The organism is Thermoplasma sp. Kam2015 (assembly GCF_003205235.1).
Taxonomy (GTDB): domain Archaea; phylum Thermoplasmatota; class Thermoplasmata; order Thermoplasmatales; family Thermoplasmataceae; genus Thermoplasma.
Genome location: NZ_QJSM01000020.1, coordinates 198,732 through 214,955, shown reverse-complemented (window position 1 = coordinate 214,955; position 16,224 = coordinate 198,732). Strand labels below are relative to the sequence as shown.

The window sequence follows — 16,224 nt, the reverse complement described above, 5'->3', positions numbered from 1 at the left end:
CAGCCACTTTCTAATCGGCTAAAACTAAACTTATTCCACTTACTCTTCCTTGAATGCCGGAAATACCAATAGCAGTGACAAGAACATCCTCAAAGGGATCATCTCTTCGAATAACCTTACCAAAAGAAGTAGCAGAGAAACTGAATATATCGGTATCCGAACATATTGGATTCTATGAAGTAAATGGGGAGATTGTAATTAGAAAGATTGAATGAAGAGGATCATTTGAATGATTAATCTGGGGGCACTCTCAATAGAACATAACGAAAAGTATTATTTTCACTACTATTAGAATGAATATTTGTGTATTCACCCCTGTATTTATCGATCAGGGGCGAATGAGCCACTGGATATACCAGCCTGCCCTGTACTGTTGTCAATGAAATTGTATGTGAATCGGGATAGAATTTGAATGTTCTGTTATCATACCTTATTGTGAGTGATTTTCTCTTTATTTTCTTCTCAATTTCTGTTGCTTTCAATGCTTCAGATGCCGTATCCCTTGCCGTCTGAACAAGTGCAGATGGAAGAGTGGGTATCCTTCCCCTCACCTCTCTGTATGTGCCTCTATTGAGTTTGTTCTTGTTGAACGTCTTATTCTCAAAACCATAGTCCAGAACTATCTGGCATGCGTTCCTGAACTGCTTCACTGTTTCGATCAATGGTCTATCGTATGGTAGTTTCAGTTTAATAGTTCTGAACATCTATTATTAATATAGCAAACTTATCAATAGGATTTTCGGTTGGGGGAAGTCCGTGTATCTCCTGTACGAAGAGAGAGTTTTACTGCTTCCCTCAAACTCCTAACCTTTCTATAATCTCGATGAAGTTGAAATGACTGGTGCAAATGAAGAGGATTATTTAAAATACTTGAAGGATCATGAAATTGCCAATAGCAAGGAATTTCTTAATTGGGTTTTAACGTTGAAGCCGAAGAATGTCAGGGATAAGGGGATATCACAACAAGCCCTATACCCCAACGTTAACATGCATGCATCTCATCGCTCAAGCCTTTGAGAATTACTGCTTCCCAAAAACGCTAACTTTAAAAGGCTAAGTGGTTTTTGTTGGTATGCCAGTCAAGAAATCCCAACGGGCAGTCAGAGTGCATGGAAGAGCTATCAGAGGCACTCTGAAGGAGGAAAAGGAGCTGATGGCCGACAGCCGCGGGCTCTACTCTCTGACCAAAGGACAGCATTTTGGAAGTGCAGCCGAGAAGGTAAACGACATGGGCCGTACCCTCGAGGAGCTGGACCAGCACATAGAGGCCTTGCGAAAACTAGCCTCCGACAAGAGGGTCGCTTATTCAGACAAGCTGAAATACGCCACCATGATAGAGGAGGCCAAGGCCCAGAGGCGCAAAGCCGCCTCCAGCATGCTTGAGCACAATGATGGCGGTGATTCCCATCACAGTGATACGGTTGCAAGGGCAAGGGCGGATCTGGATCTCAGGTCCATTCCAGAAAAGCTCGGGTTTTTATTCGGAAAGCGCAGAAAGCGGGTCAGTTCTGGTGATATAGAGGCCGTTTCTGAGGAGGGCGCAGGCGACGGCAGCCTACACTGGGAGTGATGAAGGATGAGGAAGGGTGCGCTTAGAAACTACGTTAAGAAGAGGTTCGGGAACAAAGGCTTCACAAAGGCCGGAACCATCAAGATCGAGGTTCTAAAGAGGTTGAAGCAGGACGGCAGCCCGGCCATTAGGAAGAGGGCAACCTTCGCCCTCAATGCGAGGAAGTGGGGGAAATGACGCGCTTCATAACGAAAGGCTACGGCAGCAATGCGAGGCATATCCCGATCAGGGAAAAAAGGGGCAGCATCAGAAGGCCGATCATAACCAATTTCATCGGTAGGAACGGATCCAACGGCCTGATCAGGTATGCGGTATCGCATGCGTTCAGGATCATAGGTTCCGTCTCCGGCGAGCTGAAGTTTGTGGCGGCCACCTCTACAGGCGAAATCAAGGCAAACCTACTTGAAGCGAGCAGCTATCTTGACACCAACCTGTCCGAAGAATTTTCCAGACTGGCAAATGCGCCGAGCAAGATATCAGATCCTGAGCTGTTCTTGAAGGTTTATAGAGGCCTGACATATGCTGCCGGAGACATCATGGAAGCCATCAACATGTTCAAGAATTCAAAGTCTGAAAGCAACAAGAACAAGTCAGAAGCACTGGTGGTCTATGTGAGCCGCCTGCTGACCGCCCGGGATATGATGAAAAACGCCTATGTCAGCGCAATGATGGAACGCGCAATAGCCCAGAACAGGCGTGCTAAGAGGAAGACCCCAGCATCGGCATATCAGCGACTCCACTTGGCAAAAGCATCGCTAGGAACAAAGGTCAACGAGCTCAAAGAAGCTGAAATCGCTGCCCGTTACGAGGACTGGTTCGCTCTCTGAAGCTGAGGGGCAGCCCGCAGCTACCTTTTTCCCCTTTTTTGAGGCCAGGGAGGGAAAAAATAGCGAAATATTTATATAGTAGATAATCGTCAATCGATCATCAAAAAGATTAGTGAAATGAAGGGGTGGGTGGATTGAAGGATTTCTCCACCGAAACCTTTATATAGTCAATTGTCGCAAACAGATTAACGGGAAGCAATTCCCGCAAGGGAACGTCTAGATGTGCCTTTTTTCTAGGCGTTTCTGCCATTCCCGAGAGGGAAAAAGAATGGGCCTGACGATTGCCGTGGCGGCACACCACAGGCATGCTCTGCCAAGGAGAAGGCCCCGAAAGGGGAGTTGTACTCATGCTCCGTACCTCCAGAGCACGAGAAAATACTGGCAGGGTTGGCGAGCTTCTGAATGGTCTTGCGAGCCGAAACAAAGTAGCCCAATTTTTGTTGCTCGCCACCGCTGAGGTGGCGAGGAGGTGTGTTGTGTGAGATTTTTGGAATTGAAGAATCAGATGTTCTTCGAGACAGCCAAGATGCTGTCTCAGGAAGGGAGCCTCGGGGAGGCTTTATACCTCCTCGAGGCAGATGGAGATAGTGCAGAGCTGAGGGAGTACTTCTCCCTCGTAGCTCTGTATTTTAAGGATGAAGGGGGATACAAGAGGTCCCTCTTCATCCCATTACCGGTGGTCCTGAAAAGCAGGACCGCTGGAGCGAAAAAGATAAGGGAGGCTCTTCAGAGCCTCCCTGAAGAGCACATCGTGTCAAGAGATTGGCACGATGTGGAAGGAAAGACGGAGGTTCCGACGGGCTACTACCCGCCGGAGCCGGAGGATGAAGAAGTCGGAGAAGAAGAAGATGATGAAGAAGAATTCTCCGACTGAATTTTTTTGTTGCCCGTAAGGGCGGAGGAAAAAAGGTATGTTGTTTGTATTAAACACTCCTATTCTAACAGAATACGGAGTGTATACCTTCAGCCGAATATCGGTTGAAGAAGCAAAAGAATTGATTAGTAATGGATTCGTGTCCGCAATAGGGCACGAAGGGACTGCGGTCGTGCTGAGTGAAATACTCGGCACGAAAATACCCATGAGCCGGGTTGCAATTAAAATGCAACCCGGAGATAAAGCGATTGTCTTCAGGCTTCTCGAAAGACTGCCTGAAGGCAAAATATTATCCACAGACGAGCTCAAACAGTTGAAGTTTGAGCTCGGGCTACTGGAAAGAAAAGAATGAAAAACTTAATTTTTGTCGCTCCAAAAAATTTAAATAGTTGATCGTCGAAGCACGATCAACAGAAGATTGTAGCCCAAATGAGATGGCTGAGCGGAGGGATAGCAAGGCGATGGCCGTAGGCCAATGGAGCCGAAGGCCAGCTGAACCTTGCTACCGCGAAAATACGCCGTGGATGTGTGTGGAAGGCCTGTACAATGGATGCAGGCTGGAAGTACATTGAAGCGGCGTAGCCATGCCGATCCAATGGAGATCGGAAGCAGACAGCGTGGCTTAGGGCGATCCTGACCACCAGAGGTCGCGCTCTGGAACATCCCGCATGGAAGCATGCGCGGGCAATAGGTAGTTCCTGACCGGATGCAGGTTCGGTGCATAACTTGTGCGGTTGCGTTGTCTGCATTTTTTTGTCGCCTGAATACTTGGCTGACCGGACAGGACAGGCAGGTTTGCTCCGAGCCGATGGAGTGAGGGGAAAAACAGACCTGCTTGCCGGGAAAACGCACATGGAAACCGTGCGTGGAAGCGTGCACAATGGATGCATGCGGAATCCACGATGGAAGTGTGCGGCCAACCGATCCAATGGAGATCGGTCTTTATACACGTGAGAGGGGGGACCGTCCTTGTGGCGGTTCCCCCTTTTGCGTTATGGATCTTTGCAGCCCGTAAGGGCGGAGGTGATATATGGAACAAGAGAAATATTACAGGTACAGATATTCGTACATAAACGAGTATGGTACCGTTGTCGAGCATTACGAAAGGCTCGACAAAGAAAACAAGCCTTGAATTTTTTTGTTGCCCTTCAAAAAAGAAGGGGGAGGTAAAAAAAGATGGAGACAGAAGTAAAACAAGACCTGAAGTTCTCCATTCTGCTGAAGAATGGAGAGGTAAACGACTTTGCTAAGGCCATGGGGCCTTTGATGGCCCTGAATGGCGAAGAAGGCAACGGGATACTCTTCGTAGCAACGAAGAGGAGCCTTAGAGCCTTCAGGATGCAGAGTGAGCACATAATGCTGGCATCGGTATACCTTGACTTCAAAAGGTTTACCGATGCCAGCGTAAACGAGGAGATAAACTTTCCAGTGAGCTACAAACTGCTTAGCAGCTTGCTGAAGGTTGTCTCAATAGGAAAGGGCAAGAAGGAACTGAGAATGATTGCCCGAGAAGAGTCTGTTACCTTCGTGTACTTCAGTGATGAGGCATCGCTGGAGTACCACGAAGAGTACAATGAGGAAATCGAGATAAGAGAGCCGAAAGTGGATTATCCCTACGGCTCGCTTGTCGATGCCAAAGCTTTTGTAAAAAGCCTGGCCTATGCAGCGTCAAGCGTGACGCTTACGGCCGGACAGGGGAAGCTGAAGGTCTCCTACGACCTAGGAGACACAAAGAATACAACTCTGACCTATGAACTGCCCATCGGCGAATCGTATCAGCCGATTCCCGAGGGGGCACAGATATCAGTAGGGACTTCAGCGATAAAGGTGATGAAATCGCTGAGGCACAGTGACGGCTTGATGATAAGGTTCAAGCCGGCTAAGAAGGAAGATGATATAGCCCCATTAAAAATAGGCTATAAAAATGGTGAAGTCGTGGGCTATCTGATGATAGCTCCAATGATTAAAGGATAGAGCCAACGCTCAAAAAGGTGAAAAAAATAAAAAATTTTTTTGTTGCCCGTAAGGGCGAGGTGAAAAATGGAAATTGATGTTCCAAGCCTTGAACTTTTTTACAAGGCTTGGGTAAAACGAGAGGCGGGAAAGCCCCTCGAAGAATTTGAGAAAAGGATAATTATTGTACAGATCTTAGAGCAAAGAGGCCTTGCGAAGGTGGACCCCGGAGATCCTATTGTTTCTCTGATAAAAAGGGAGATCGGTAGCCTCTGGGACCTTCCAATGCCAATAGCTGCATTGGATATTCCAGATACGATAGAGGATCTCTATCGGGATCTGGCCGATGCTCATTAAATTTTTTTGTTGCCCGTAGGGGCGAGGCATAAAATGGAAACACGCGAATATAAGGCCAATGTGAAGGTGAGCGGGAGGAAGGATGAGGAGGGCGACATTGCAGGAATTTTTGATCCTCTGAGGATTGTAATGTACCTCGGAGACAACTACGATTGCCCAGAGTGCAGGTATTTTTCGCCCTATTATGCGGAGGGCGTAGAAAATGCAGTGGACATCGTAGAGACCGTCCTGCCAAGGTTCACAAGGCTCACAAAGAAACAGGGCTATGCGTTCATTGATGATCCATTTGAAGGGGCAGAGAGGCCGGTGATAGCCGAAGAAGACGAATACCTAGACCCTTCGGATGCCATGGACTTTCTCAATGAAATATTCAATGAAGAGCCGTGGGACATAGACTGGGATAAAAAGGATCTAGAAAAACAGGAATGAATTTTTTGTTGCCCATAGGGGCGAGGGAGTGAATGACGTTATATGGTTATGAGGGAAGGGATTATTATCCTCATTTGAAGAGAAGGCTTCAAACGAGATTGGACGGCTTTGAGACAATGAGGTTGACTTCTAAAAATGAGGATGAAGTCTTCCTCATAGACTATGAAGGGCCATTATCTGATATTGAAGAGTTTGGGCTTCCACTACCGGGTAGCTACATAAGCTGGGAGGAGGTGGAAAACCTAGACGAATTCTATAAAGAGAATGAAGCCTTTTGCCTCAGGAAGAATCCAGACGGATCGTACAGAAAGATCTATTTGGATATTATGCTAGAGGCAAAAATGCTCCAATGATTTTTTGTTGCCGGGGTGAGGCATGAACAGAATTTTTAGATTATATTATTTTATGGGTGAGAAAAAAAACTACAGCACGAGCAGGAAAAAACAGTCTTCTCTTATGGACTACCCTGCATTCGTGTTGATGGATGACAAAACGCTGAACAAGAGATACGCATTCGCGTTTCTCGATGGAGGTGACGATGCCGTTGAAATGGCTCTCGGAACGCCAGACTGCTACATAGGCGTGCCTATTGGCAGCGTGGTGGATAGAAAGTTCGTGGAGGAGATCGCAGACGAATTCTCCGAGACCTACAGCCTCGAGCGCCTTGAGAAAGATGGGCATGCATACATCCCGATCAGATGCGTGCATTCAGCGGATGATCTGATACTCTGATTCAGCGTTTATTTTTTGTTGCCCGTAAGGGCGAGGTGAAAAATGGCAGGAAATATATATCAAACATCAGTAGCCATCAGACATAAGGCTAAATGGGAAGAAGAACCCAACAGCCTTGAAGACGATGATTGCAAGGTATTCATGGCTGCTGGCGATGCTGTCGGTGCTTTTTGCTATGATCAAGATGGCTATCTTTACAGACTGCCAAGGCTAGTCTTCGTAAAGAAGGTAAAGGGCAAAAACAACGGGTACAGCGTTGACAGAGAAGGCGATAGCGAATACAATTACGAAAAAAATTATGAATAATTTTGTAGCCCGAGAGGGCGGAGGTAGATTATGAAAAAGATAAATATAGAACCAAAAGTGGATTATGGAACTGACGAAGGAGCGGTGAGCCTCAATTATGGGCCATTCTCGACCGACATAAATTTCGTCTGGCACAGAGGGACTATCGCACTTCCATACGGCAAAATTTCCGTTTCCACATACGAACTTGGAGAGTTTGTTGACTTGAATAAAAGCAAGTCGACATATCTGGCGTGGGAAACTTTAGATCGAATATTGGAGGACCATACCGATAAGAAGTTTGGTTCATCCTATATTGAATTTCTATATCCAGGAAGTCCTGGGTATGGGTTCAATATAACATTGCCGTATATAGACTACGACTACACCGAGAAAGACTTCAAGGATGACTATGCGGGATATTACAGCTATGGTGTAATCAAGAGAGGGTACAGGAAATACGTGAAATTGGTGGAAGTGTATAACGAAATCATGAGCGGGATGGAGAGAGAAATTATAGCAATAACAGAAAATGTTCAGAGAATGGCAGAGGAAGAGGAAAGCAACGCTGACACAGAATCAGTGGAATAATGCCAATAATGGACGGATTATTTTTGTTGCCCGAGAGGGCGGAGGTAGATTATGAAGGGAAGGGGATTGTTTGTGGAGCTCTATATAGGCTGGCGTCCAGACGAGGCCTGGACATATATAGAGTGGGAAGGCCGAAAAGGCCATATCAAGCAGGTGTTCCTAGATCAGGATCACCGAATAATGATGTTCAGGGCTGAAGACGATAAAAACGAAGACTTTTGCGGTTGGAAGACCGTTTCGTGGCCTGAGATCCAGGCCATAATAATGGGCGACGACAACCCGCTGTTCGTCTTCAAGTGAATTTTTTGTTGCCCGTAAGGGCGAGGTAAGAAAGTGGAAAAAGATGAGAGGGCAAAGGAAGCTGCGGAAGCTGCGCTTGAAAACATAAAGGATATGATTAAAAGGTGCCATACGAACGAAGAAGGGGAATACGACGAGGGCTACCTGAACGATGAGGTGCTCAATGAGATATATGAGGCTCCTCTGAGCGTGTTAGTTAGAAGCGACTGGTACAGCCCAGGGGAAATTCCGCCAGAAGCGGTGGAATACATGATACTCCTCACAACTGGTGGCCCAGCCGTACAGCTTATCGGGACACTTGACAAGGGAAGCCCAGATTCCGTACAGCTTCAATACCAGGACTGGGGGACGCCATGGTGCGATTATCCGCTGGATAAAGAAAGTTCAGAAATACTGCTGGAATTCGCACAGCTGGTGATTCCATCATGATCATTTTTTTGTTGCCCGACAGGGCGGAGGTGATGAGTGAGGATACCAAAATTAACCGACTACGTCGACGGCGTCGGATATATTGAAGGGGGTCGTATTGTGGAAGCTGTCTTGGTGAGGGTCGACAGGCCGCCCGATGAACCGGACAGCCGGTAGGTTTCCATATACGCCTCTCCCTTCCTTTTTTTCTTCATGGCTGTGTGCGGCTTCGGGCCGTACCATGCCATGGAGGCTTGTAGCCGTGAAGGCGAGGTGAAAAATGGAAAAAGAGAGGTGGTCGGAGGTCACCGACCAAAGGAACGAACCGATGAGGTTCGAGCGAAGTGAGCTACTCCTAAGCTAAAGCTTCAGAGCTTCCTGATTCAACGACCGACCTCTGCCTGTACGGATATATTCCGTACAAGCCCGATGTTGCGATCTCCACAGGCGTGAATTCGGATCGCACCGATCCTACTCAGTTATCATCCACTTGGTTATCGTGGATGATACAAAAATATGGAAAGATGGTTTATAAATATTTCCATTGAGGGAAGTCCGTGTATCTCATCGCTAAAGCTGTTGAGATTTACAGCTTCCCCCAAACCCCTAACCTTTCTATAAGGCTGAGGGATCATCAGATCTGATCTTTTTGTTGCCCTTCAAAAAAATGAAGGGGGAGGTTGAAAGATGATAGTGACAAGGCATATGGTTATTCCGGACTATTCAGCCCATGACGGGCCGATCGTTCTGGAAGTGACCCGGGAAACCGATTTTGGTGGTGTGGACCCCAGAGAGGACGATACTCTGGGGCACATGGTCTGCTGGAACCGCGGGTACAATTTTGGAAGTGAACCGCACGACAGGAATATACACAGTGAGGATGAACTTGCTGTCATTCTTGCCGGGATACTGGCTGAGGAGCTGAATCTCGATTCGGATCAGAAGGCGAATGTTGAGAACTTCAACTCGCCGTATGAACTGATGAGAGCGATTAAAAAGCATACCAGGACTGTGGTTCTGCCAATATACCTGCTGGATCACGGCGGGCTCTGGCTTAGCACAGGCAGAGGGTACTTCGATATGATCGACCCTGGTTCATGGGATCATGGACAGGCCGGCATAATATACGCCACATCTAACGATATGAAGAGGAACTTCAAAGTCCAGGAAATAACAGATGAGATAATGAAGGAGGCAGAGAATGTCCTTGAGAGCGAGATAGAAAGATACAGCATGTTCCTCCAAGGCGATGTCTGGTACTATGAGCTGAAGAATAGGGACACCGACGAGCTGATAGACTCATGCGGAGGGATATATGCAGATCGTTTTAGTGATCTCAAGAGACAGATCAAGAGCCTCATACCTGAGGAATTCGCTCATCTGGCAGATACCTTGGACGAGAACAATACCATCGATTACTAAAATCATTTTTGTTGCCCTTCAAAAAATGAAGGGGGAGGTAAAAAAGATGGTGGAAAAAAAGCTATGCTTTAAAAACGTGTTGGAAACTGCGGAAGCCCTTAGGGATCTTTTTGAGGAAAAAGAGAAAAGGTACATCTTCAGGGCGGAGGTATACGACATGGATAGCAAGCTATGGGAGCTCTATTCAATACTTTCAAATAGTATGCACGGGATAGATATGGACATTGACAGCGTCTATGAGTTCACCGTTGATGCGCTCGACAGCATCATAGATAACAGCGATGAATCTACAGAGCTGGACGAGCTCAGAGACAAAGTAGATGAACTCGCAGACGAGCAAGCAGATATCTATACATCGGCTCTGACTGAATGGTTGAACAGAGCTGATAAGAACGTAGGCTATCTCACTGAAGTCCTAGAAGAGTACTGGAGCAGAGAAAGCAGCCTGAATGGCTTCGAGCTTCTAGGCCTTGCGCAGTTCAAAGCACGACAAGAAGTGTATGAGATGGTCCTAGATACCATCGAAAAACTCATGGATAAATATTCATGCGACGAGGATGAGTGAATCATCCCGCCTTTTTTGTTGCCCTTCGAGGAGAAGGGGGAGGTAAGGAATTGGTAGAAGATGATAAAGACCAATTGGAAGAAGATGAAGACCAGTGGATTTATCCGTGGGGCTTCTATTACAATTGGGCATCCGATATATTTTATGGAGAGCTTGAAGATTTCAGCTATGACCCAAGGGACTACCTTGAGTCGATGTGCTGGGATCCAGATGAATGGCTCGGCAAAATAAAACCAGATGATGTGGATTATACCGAGGAGCAAGTAACAGAGCTCGCGGAAATACTAAGAAAATATTTTGAAAAATATCTTGAAAGAGAAGAACCAGTTGATGCAACTATGGATACGATGGATGAGGATGAAGTGAGAGACTTCATCGCGAATACCATCGCGGAATGCATCCAGTCTGCAGAAAAATTACCATAATTTTTTGTTGCTTTGCCATTTTTTCCCTCTCGCCATACCATATGGAAGGCGGGAGGGAGAAGGGTTGGAGGTTGAAAAATGGCAATTGATCATGACAAACAAGTATTTCTGATTTTTGTTGCCCTTCAAAAAAGAAGGGGGAGGTAAGGAATTGGTAGAAAAGGAAGAAAAAGAGAACGAAACCGAAACGAGCGGGCTGATGATATATGACGAGGGCTTTGTGCCTGAGTGGAAGATAAGGAGAGAAGCTGCGAACACCGATGAAGCAACCGGTGAGAAAGACAGTGCATCATCCGACCAAGAAAAGGCCGTAGCCCAGTCTGAGGAGGCTCTGCCCGTTGCGGTCAGCAAAACGACGGAAAGAACAGAATACAACGACGCAAAAATAGAGGTGATGATACAAGAGAGAATACTGAAAGATGTGCTTAACACAATACGTGTCTTGGGCATATCTGAGGTAAGGATCAATGCAGACAAAGATGGGATGGGAGTGAGGCAGATCACACCAGATCATGTGGCACTCGTCTCACTGTCAATCCCAAGGGAGTCTTTAATAATGTACCACTATAATACAATGGCAGAAAGCATAGAATTTGCCTTGGATGTGGATGAGCTGTACAAGCTCATATCATCATATCCTAAGAACGATACCTTGACGCTTTCTGTACCGATTTTTAACCAGGAAGCACAGGGAAAACTGATAGTGCAGAGCTACAATGGCACAACGGCTGAGATGGACCTCATAGAAAAGGACGCGATATCCATACCAAGAATACCGGATATCAAGGTAGAGGATTATGCCGTGATGCCTACAAAGAAGTTCAGAGATACAATGAAGACTATTAAACATTTTTCAGATGTGGCACATATAAAATTTGACACGGAGACTGTGAAGATTAGTACCCATACATATGGGGACAGTAATATCAACACAGAAACAGTCTTCACAAGAGATGATATCAAAGAGATGCTGGTCAGGGAGCCGGGATGGGTGGAATACCCTGTCGACTACCTGAGCCAAATGGCTAATGGAATAAAAAGCACGGAGTTCAGGATGACCTTGAAGAAGGATTATCCTGTGAGAATAGATTTCGAGTTGATCGCTGAAGCCGGCGGGGATAACATAAAGGTTACTTATCTGCTGGCTCCTAGAATAAATAACTAAAATTTAATAAATTTTTTATTTTTTGTTGCCCTTCAAAAAAGAAGGGGGAGGTAGAAGATGGAAAAACAGAATAGAACTATTCTAGACATTGAACTGGAACAAGCATTAAGGGACGCCTTCAGCGATCTGCTGGGGGCGAAGGTCTTGGAAATAGAAAAGGATGCTGTTTGGGGTGGATACAAAATCAAAATAGAGCGCGTAGACATCAGCAAGTTTAGAGAGCTTGCCAAGAAATATTCGTATTCCCAAGGATATTTCACGATTTCGCTGGTTCAGGCTTTACCGGTTTTGAAGGAGCTCGAAGGAAAGGGCATACTTCCAAACGAGGGCGGCTTGGCCTCAAAGTGGAGTCTGCGCGAAGCTGAGAAGAGGGCGAAATACAATGAGGAAATAGAGAAGAAGGCTGCTGAATTGAAGAAAAAAGTTGAAGGCCTTCTGAATGCGTCAGTTCTCAGCCTCGAACACCATTTGGAGGAGGAGTACGTCTCTGTAAAACTTGAAAGGCTTGAACTGGCAAGATTCAAAGAGCTGGCTAATAGGTATAGATATTCCAACGGCTGGTTCAAAATACCGTTGAAGGATCTTGGCATTGAGGAGCCGATGTCTGTGCCTGAAATCCTGAGCAGCAGGTGAGCCGCATTGCAGTGGTTCACCACTTTTTTGTTGCCCGTAAGGGCGGAGGAAAAAAGAGGATGAACGGAGAGACTTCAAAGCGCTGCCCAATATGCGGGGAGCCGTTGAAGACCCTGATTCTGGAACAAGACGAGATAGTAACATATGAGATGGATGTAGAAACAGGAGAAATGAGGACCATCAAATCAGATAACGGTGAGCTGGTCCTGATATCCTGTGGAAACTGCGGGTCAGAACTAGGTCAAAATACAGAAGACCTGAATAGATTACTAAATGAGAAAGATTAAAAAATCATTTTTGTTGCCCTTCGAGGAGAAGGGGGAGGTTGATATATGAGATGGCTGAGCATCCTGAATATATACGGAAGCGGCATAGCAACGACGGTAGCCATAATAACACTTGCAGAGAAGCATACTGTGCTATCGATTGGGCTGACGCTGGTAGCCGTATTTCTGGGACTTCAGGGGTTGCTACTCTCAAAAGACAAAGAATTAAATAAAGAAAATGAATATTAACAGGGTGCTTATGAGAGTTGAGAGTCCTTTCGGAGAAAAACCGAGAGTTATCGTGAAAAAAAGCCTAATAATGGAGGCGCTTGACGAATTCAATTATACCAATATTCCATATATTCTCATCAATGTGGTGGACGACACTATAGGATATGGCATAGAAGATGGTATAAACCCGTATTCTGTGGATGCCGTCTTTGCCCTTACGAGAGATGATCTGGAAGCAGACTACAAAAAGTGGTCTCTGCTCGGGATTCGGAAAGATTGGAATGAATTCCTCAAGCATGAAGCAGAAAAAATTGCAAAGGAACTCATGAAAGAGGACGAGAATGCACCTTATCAGATAGTCCGCGTTGAGGACGATATTTGAATTTTTTGTCGCCCTTCAAAAAAGAAGTGGGAGGTTGAAAAGAATGAACGAAAAAAGGTTCGAGAAGGTCATATCCGAATTCATCCGATCCGGATATCAAGTCATGAAAATATATGCTGACGGGTCCGTCGGATTTTTTATGAACACGACGGATAAGTCAAAGGAGGAGTTTTTGAACAAGCTCGAGCCAGCTCTCGTGATAACGATGAGAGAGCTGGAGGAATACAAAGAACACTATGACATGCCCTGGGACAAGATGCTGCATAACATGTCCTGGGACGAGGTAGCAGAGTACTTCGCTCGGGACGCAATAAATAACCAAGAGTGGCTGCCATGCTTTGACCCAGAGGACTGGGAAAAAATAGAGCGTGCAACGTACGATTGGGTATCTAAAATCGAGGAACCATTTGAGGGGAAATACGCCGTCCTCTATAAGGATGGCGCCGTGGAGTTCGAGAAGCTACCCCGCGCTTCACGATGGGCTTGGGTAAAGGTAGGGGTCATTGAAGGCCTCGGTCTGGATGGGATCGAGCTCTCTTTGATTGACCCCTGCACTGGAAAAACTGTCATACACGAGGTGGGGGACTTCAATATACGCTATCCTGGGGAGCCGGATCTATGATTCCTTTTTTTGTTGCCCTTCAAAAAAGAAGGGGGAGGTTGAAAAATGGATGAAGAAAACTTTGAAAAGACGATATCCGAATTCATCGGATCCGGATATCAAGTCATGAAGATATACGCTGACGGGTCCGTCGGATTTTTTATGAACACGACGGATAAGTCAAAGGAGGAGTTTTTGGACAAGCTCGAGCCAGCTCTCATCGTTACCATGAGAGAGCTGGAGGAATACAAAGAACACTACAACATGTCCTGGGACGAGGTGCCAGAGTACTTCGCTCAGGACACAATAAACGACGAAGAGCCACTGCCATGCTTTGACCCAGAGGACTGGGGAAAAATAGAGCGTGCAGCGTACGATTGGATCTACGAAATAGACGAACCATTTGAGGGAAAATGGGCTGTCTTGGTAGATGATGACAACCCAGGGAAGGTTGAGTTTGAGCAACTCCCAACTGCGTCAAGATGGGACTTGACAGGATGGACGCAGGTCGGTACCATCGAAGGCCTCGGTCTGGATGGGATCGAGCTCTCTTTGATTGACCCCTGCACTGGAAAAACTGTCATACACGAGGTGGGGGACTTCAATATACGCTATCCGGGGGAGACGGATCTATGATAGAAAAAAATCCGTTTATAATCGAACATTATCTCGAAGAATTTATAACTTATTTCAAGTTAGGCTATAAATTGCTGCGCTTTTATGATGATGGTAGTGCTGATGTCGCAATGCTCGACACTACCTATTCATATTCAGATGCATACGTTTTTCTGGATGTGGAAGAAAGCGAGGTCATCGATTTCATACAGTCCGAGGGATATACGCTTGAGGATTGCCTTAGAGCGATGAAAGAATTCGGGACTATCGAGGATCTACTACTCCCGTTAGCTGAGGAAATTTCAGAGAGAATAAAACGTAAGGAGGCAGAGGAACTCGTCTCAGCCTTCAATTTTGTGTTTTCTTAAATTTTTTTCGGGGGAACACATATTTGTGATCCTTTTTTGTTGCCCTTCGAGGAGAAGTGGGAGGTAGAAGATGGCAAAATTATCAATGTACGCCCGATCCGATAGGGCGAAGAAGGGAAAGCAAATCACGGGAAGCAGATACATAGATATAGCCCTGATCGTGGAGCAAGAGGATATGAAGACCATAAGCGTTAGGCTGAACATACCCAATGATACAGGCAAAGCCACGCTGTGGATAAACAAAAAGCCCGTATGGACTGAGGACTGATCAAGACTCTTTCTATGTTTATTTTTTATATGCCACCCAGGCAGGTGCTCCCCTCGAGAGAGGATGCGGTGGCGGGTAAAGCAGAGCCTGCTCAACAAAGAGGTGAGTTGATCTGAATAGAGATAAGATTGAAAAAACCGGAATACTGAGCAATAAAGAAACCGTTGAAAAATATGGCTGGATACTGCAGGGTGAGGCAAGACCAATTCATCCCGCAGTTAGTCCGTTCAAAATATTGAGAGATCTGCAGGCAGCCTATTATGAAGAGGCTGACCTCCATAAAGGAAAATACATTGAAGAGCTGTCGAAAGAAGTGGATAAAGTGGAAGAAGATGCCCATATTAAAGGGCTGAAACAGGTCAACGACTTTCTGACCCTGCTCGCCGAGAGCGTGTTCAGGGCGATCGCAAGAGACCTGTTTGAGACAGACGGAAACAGAGTTGAATGGGTGTTCAACAGACACATGGTGATCAAAGATGAAGACGGGAAAGACCTGCCGAAATGGGTAGGTTTCTGGCCGGACTACGGAGGGAGAAAAACAAAGGAGGATTTCTTCGCACTCTACTTTATGGATCTGGTCAAGGGTATGTCTAATCTCATAGACTTCCTGATGAAGCCCACGGACTTTCTGGATTACAAGGAAGTACCTGGGCAGTGCGAACGATACATACAGGGAGCAGATTATGACCCGCAGACCGCACTTGCCATAAAGCTTGAGTGCGTCAGATCGCGCCTGAAATTCATATTCCCAAATGGGAAATTCGATCTCGAAGGGGATGATGAATTCATGCTCCGCATGTCCAAGGCTTTCCCAGGGATCTTTGATCTTAACCTGAAAAAATGAGATAATTTCTGTTGCCGATGGAGGTAGAATTTGAAGGGGAGTCATCGCAAGGTGGCTCCCCTTTTTGCGTTACATGAACATAAAAATAAAGAATACAGCATAAAGGGGGAATC

At 46.1% G+C, this 16,224-nt stretch carries 31 protein-coding genes; 30 read left to right on the top strand and 1 reads right to left on the bottom strand.

Going from position 1 to position 16,224, the window contains the following annotated elements; genetic code table 11:
* The first annotated feature begins 53 nt into the window (after positions 1-53).
* Positions 54-215: an AbrB/MazE/SpoVT family DNA-binding domain-containing protein gene (locus DMB44_RS04295; RefSeq protein ID WP_110641168.1), complete on the top strand. Its 162-nt coding sequence runs from the start codon at positions 54-56 to the stop codon at positions 213-215.
* A gap of 18 nt (positions 216-233) precedes the next feature.
* Here DMB44_RS04295 and DMB44_RS04290 read toward each other — a convergent pair whose 3' ends face one another.
* Positions 234-704, bottom strand: a complete 471-nt coding sequence (locus DMB44_RS04290) for a hypothetical protein (RefSeq protein WP_237265287.1) — start codon at positions 702-704, stop codon at positions 234-236.
* Positions 705-834: 130 nt separating this feature from the next.
* Here DMB44_RS04290 and DMB44_RS09570 point away from each other — a divergent pair, with 130 nt between their 5' ends.
* The 29 genes from DMB44_RS09570 (at position 835) to DMB44_RS04155 (ending at position 16,111) form a co-directional block, all read left to right on the top strand.
* Positions 835-1,017: a hypothetical protein gene (locus tag DMB44_RS09570; protein ID WP_110641166.1), complete on the top strand. Its 183-nt coding sequence runs from the start codon at positions 835-837 to the stop codon at positions 1,015-1,017.
* 88 nt (positions 1,018-1,105) lie between these two features.
* The gene (locus DMB44_RS04280) at positions 1,106-1,570 is read left to right on the top strand and encodes a hypothetical protein (protein ID WP_110641164.1); all 465 of its coding nucleotides are present in this window, start codon (positions 1,106-1,108) and stop codon (positions 1,568-1,570) included.
* A gap of 6 nt (positions 1,571-1,576) precedes the next feature.
* Positions 1,577-1,747 (top strand): hypothetical protein, encoded by a 171-nt coding sequence (locus tag DMB44_RS09475; protein WP_201796928.1) that lies wholly within the window; start codon positions 1,577-1,579, stop codon positions 1,745-1,747.
* Positions 1,744-2,397 carry a hypothetical protein gene (locus tag DMB44_RS04275; protein WP_110641158.1) on the top strand — a complete coding sequence of 218 codons (654 nt, stop codon included), beginning with the start codon at positions 1,744-1,746 and terminating at the stop codon, positions 2,395-2,397. Before DMB44_RS09475 ends, DMB44_RS04275 begins: the two co-directional genes overlap by 4 nt.
* A gap of 347 nt (positions 2,398-2,744) precedes the next feature.
* Positions 2,745-2,879, top strand: coding sequence for a hypothetical protein (locus tag DMB44_RS09655; protein WP_255414311.1), 135 nt, complete (start codon positions 2,745-2,747; stop codon positions 2,877-2,879).
* Positions 2,876-3,271, top strand: coding sequence for a hypothetical protein (locus DMB44_RS04270; RefSeq protein WP_153280143.1), 396 nt, complete (start codon positions 2,876-2,878; stop codon positions 3,269-3,271). Before DMB44_RS09655 ends, DMB44_RS04270 begins: the two co-directional genes overlap by 4 nt.
* Before the next feature lie 37 nt (positions 3,272-3,308).
* Positions 3,309-3,623: a YddF family protein gene (locus tag DMB44_RS04265; RefSeq protein WP_110641154.1), complete on the top strand. Its 315-nt coding sequence runs from the start codon at positions 3,309-3,311 to the stop codon at positions 3,621-3,623.
* 824 nt (positions 3,624-4,447) lie between these two features.
* Positions 4,448-5,245 (top strand): hypothetical protein, encoded by a 798-nt coding sequence (locus tag DMB44_RS04260; RefSeq protein ID WP_110641153.1) that lies wholly within the window; start codon positions 4,448-4,450, stop codon positions 5,243-5,245.
* A 66-nt stretch (positions 5,246-5,311) separates the two neighbouring features.
* Positions 5,312-5,581, top strand: coding sequence for a hypothetical protein (locus tag DMB44_RS04255; protein WP_110641151.1), 270 nt, complete (start codon positions 5,312-5,314; stop codon positions 5,579-5,581).
* Between the two features lie 33 nt (positions 5,582-5,614).
* The gene (locus DMB44_RS04250; RefSeq protein WP_110641149.1) at positions 5,615-6,010 is read left to right on the top strand and encodes a hypothetical protein; all 396 of its coding nucleotides are present in this window, start codon (positions 5,615-5,617) and stop codon (positions 6,008-6,010) included.
* 32 nt (positions 6,011-6,042) lie between these two features.
* Positions 6,043-6,363 (top strand): hypothetical protein, encoded by a 321-nt coding sequence (locus tag DMB44_RS04245; RefSeq protein WP_110641147.1) that lies wholly within the window; start codon positions 6,043-6,045, stop codon positions 6,361-6,363.
* 22 nt (positions 6,364-6,385) lie between these two features.
* A complete protein-coding gene (locus tag DMB44_RS04240; RefSeq protein WP_153280142.1) occupies positions 6,386-6,742 on the top strand; it encodes a hypothetical protein in 357 nt (118 codons plus the stop codon).
* A gap of 42 nt (positions 6,743-6,784) precedes the next feature.
* Positions 6,785-7,048, top strand: a complete 264-nt coding sequence (locus DMB44_RS04235; protein WP_110641143.1) for a hypothetical protein — start codon at positions 6,785-6,787, stop codon at positions 7,046-7,048.
* A 30-nt stretch (positions 7,049-7,078) separates the two neighbouring features.
* On the top strand, positions 7,079-7,618 hold the full coding sequence (locus DMB44_RS04230; protein WP_110641141.1) for a hypothetical protein: 540 nt from the start codon (positions 7,079-7,081) through the stop codon (positions 7,616-7,618).
* A gap of 51 nt (positions 7,619-7,669) precedes the next feature.
* Positions 7,670-7,918, top strand: a complete 249-nt coding sequence (locus DMB44_RS04225) for a hypothetical protein (RefSeq protein WP_110641139.1) — start codon at positions 7,670-7,672, stop codon at positions 7,916-7,918.
* Between the two features lie 33 nt (positions 7,919-7,951).
* Positions 7,952-8,347, top strand: a complete 396-nt coding sequence (locus DMB44_RS04220) for a hypothetical protein (protein WP_110641137.1) — start codon at positions 7,952-7,954, stop codon at positions 8,345-8,347.
* A gap of 666 nt (positions 8,348-9,013) precedes the next feature.
* The gene (locus DMB44_RS04215; protein ID WP_110641135.1) at positions 9,014-9,748 is read left to right on the top strand and encodes a hypothetical protein; all 735 of its coding nucleotides are present in this window, start codon (positions 9,014-9,016) and stop codon (positions 9,746-9,748) included.
* 25 nt (positions 9,749-9,773) lie between these two features.
* On the top strand, positions 9,774-10,313 hold the full coding sequence (locus tag DMB44_RS04210; protein ID WP_110641133.1) for a hypothetical protein: 540 nt from the start codon (positions 9,774-9,776) through the stop codon (positions 10,311-10,313).
* Positions 10,310-10,738 carry a hypothetical protein gene (locus DMB44_RS04205; protein ID WP_110641131.1) on the top strand — a complete coding sequence of 143 codons (429 nt, stop codon included), beginning with the start codon at positions 10,310-10,312 and terminating at the stop codon, positions 10,736-10,738. The genes DMB44_RS04210 and DMB44_RS04205 overlap by 4 nt, the downstream gene beginning before the upstream one ends.
* Positions 10,739-10,889: 151 nt before the next feature.
* A complete protein-coding gene (locus DMB44_RS04200; protein ID WP_153280140.1) occupies positions 10,890-11,903 on the top strand; it encodes a hypothetical protein in 1,014 nt (337 codons plus the stop codon).
* 57 nt (positions 11,904-11,960) lie between these two features.
* Positions 11,961-12,536, top strand: coding sequence for a hypothetical protein (locus DMB44_RS04195; protein WP_110641127.1), 576 nt, complete (start codon positions 11,961-11,963; stop codon positions 12,534-12,536).
* 59 nt (positions 12,537-12,595) lie between these two features.
* Complete coding sequence (locus DMB44_RS04190; protein ID WP_153280139.1) at positions 12,596-12,823, top strand: hypothetical protein; 228 nt, start codon at positions 12,596-12,598, stop codon at positions 12,821-12,823.
* A 45-nt stretch (positions 12,824-12,868) separates the two neighbouring features.
* The gene (locus DMB44_RS04185) at positions 12,869-13,051 is read left to right on the top strand and encodes a hypothetical protein (protein ID WP_110641123.1); all 183 of its coding nucleotides are present in this window, start codon (positions 12,869-12,871) and stop codon (positions 13,049-13,051) included.
* Positions 13,052-13,055: 4 nt separating this feature from the next.
* Entirely contained in the window at positions 13,056-13,415 is a 360-nt protein-coding gene (locus tag DMB44_RS04180) for a hypothetical protein (RefSeq protein ID WP_153280138.1), read from the top strand.
* Between the two features lie 43 nt (positions 13,416-13,458).
* Positions 13,459-14,037: a hypothetical protein gene (locus DMB44_RS04175; RefSeq protein WP_153280137.1), complete on the top strand. Its 579-nt coding sequence runs from the start codon at positions 13,459-13,461 to the stop codon at positions 14,035-14,037.
* A gap of 45 nt (positions 14,038-14,082) precedes the next feature.
* Positions 14,083-14,652 carry a hypothetical protein gene (locus tag DMB44_RS04170; protein ID WP_110641118.1) on the top strand — a complete coding sequence of 190 codons (570 nt, stop codon included), beginning with the start codon at positions 14,083-14,085 and terminating at the stop codon, positions 14,650-14,652.
* Entirely contained in the window at positions 14,649-14,999 is a 351-nt protein-coding gene (locus DMB44_RS04165) for a hypothetical protein (protein WP_110641116.1), read from the top strand. The genes DMB44_RS04170 and DMB44_RS04165 overlap by 4 nt, the downstream gene beginning before the upstream one ends.
* Positions 15,000-15,069: 70 nt before the next feature.
* Positions 15,070-15,267, top strand: coding sequence for a hypothetical protein (locus DMB44_RS04160; protein WP_153280136.1), 198 nt, complete (start codon positions 15,070-15,072; stop codon positions 15,265-15,267).
* A 322-nt stretch (positions 15,268-15,589) separates the two neighbouring features.
* Positions 15,590-16,111 (top strand): hypothetical protein, encoded by a 522-nt coding sequence (locus tag DMB44_RS04155; RefSeq protein WP_153280135.1) that lies wholly within the window; start codon positions 15,590-15,592, stop codon positions 16,109-16,111.
* The last annotated feature ends 113 nt before the right edge of the window (positions 16,112-16,224 follow it).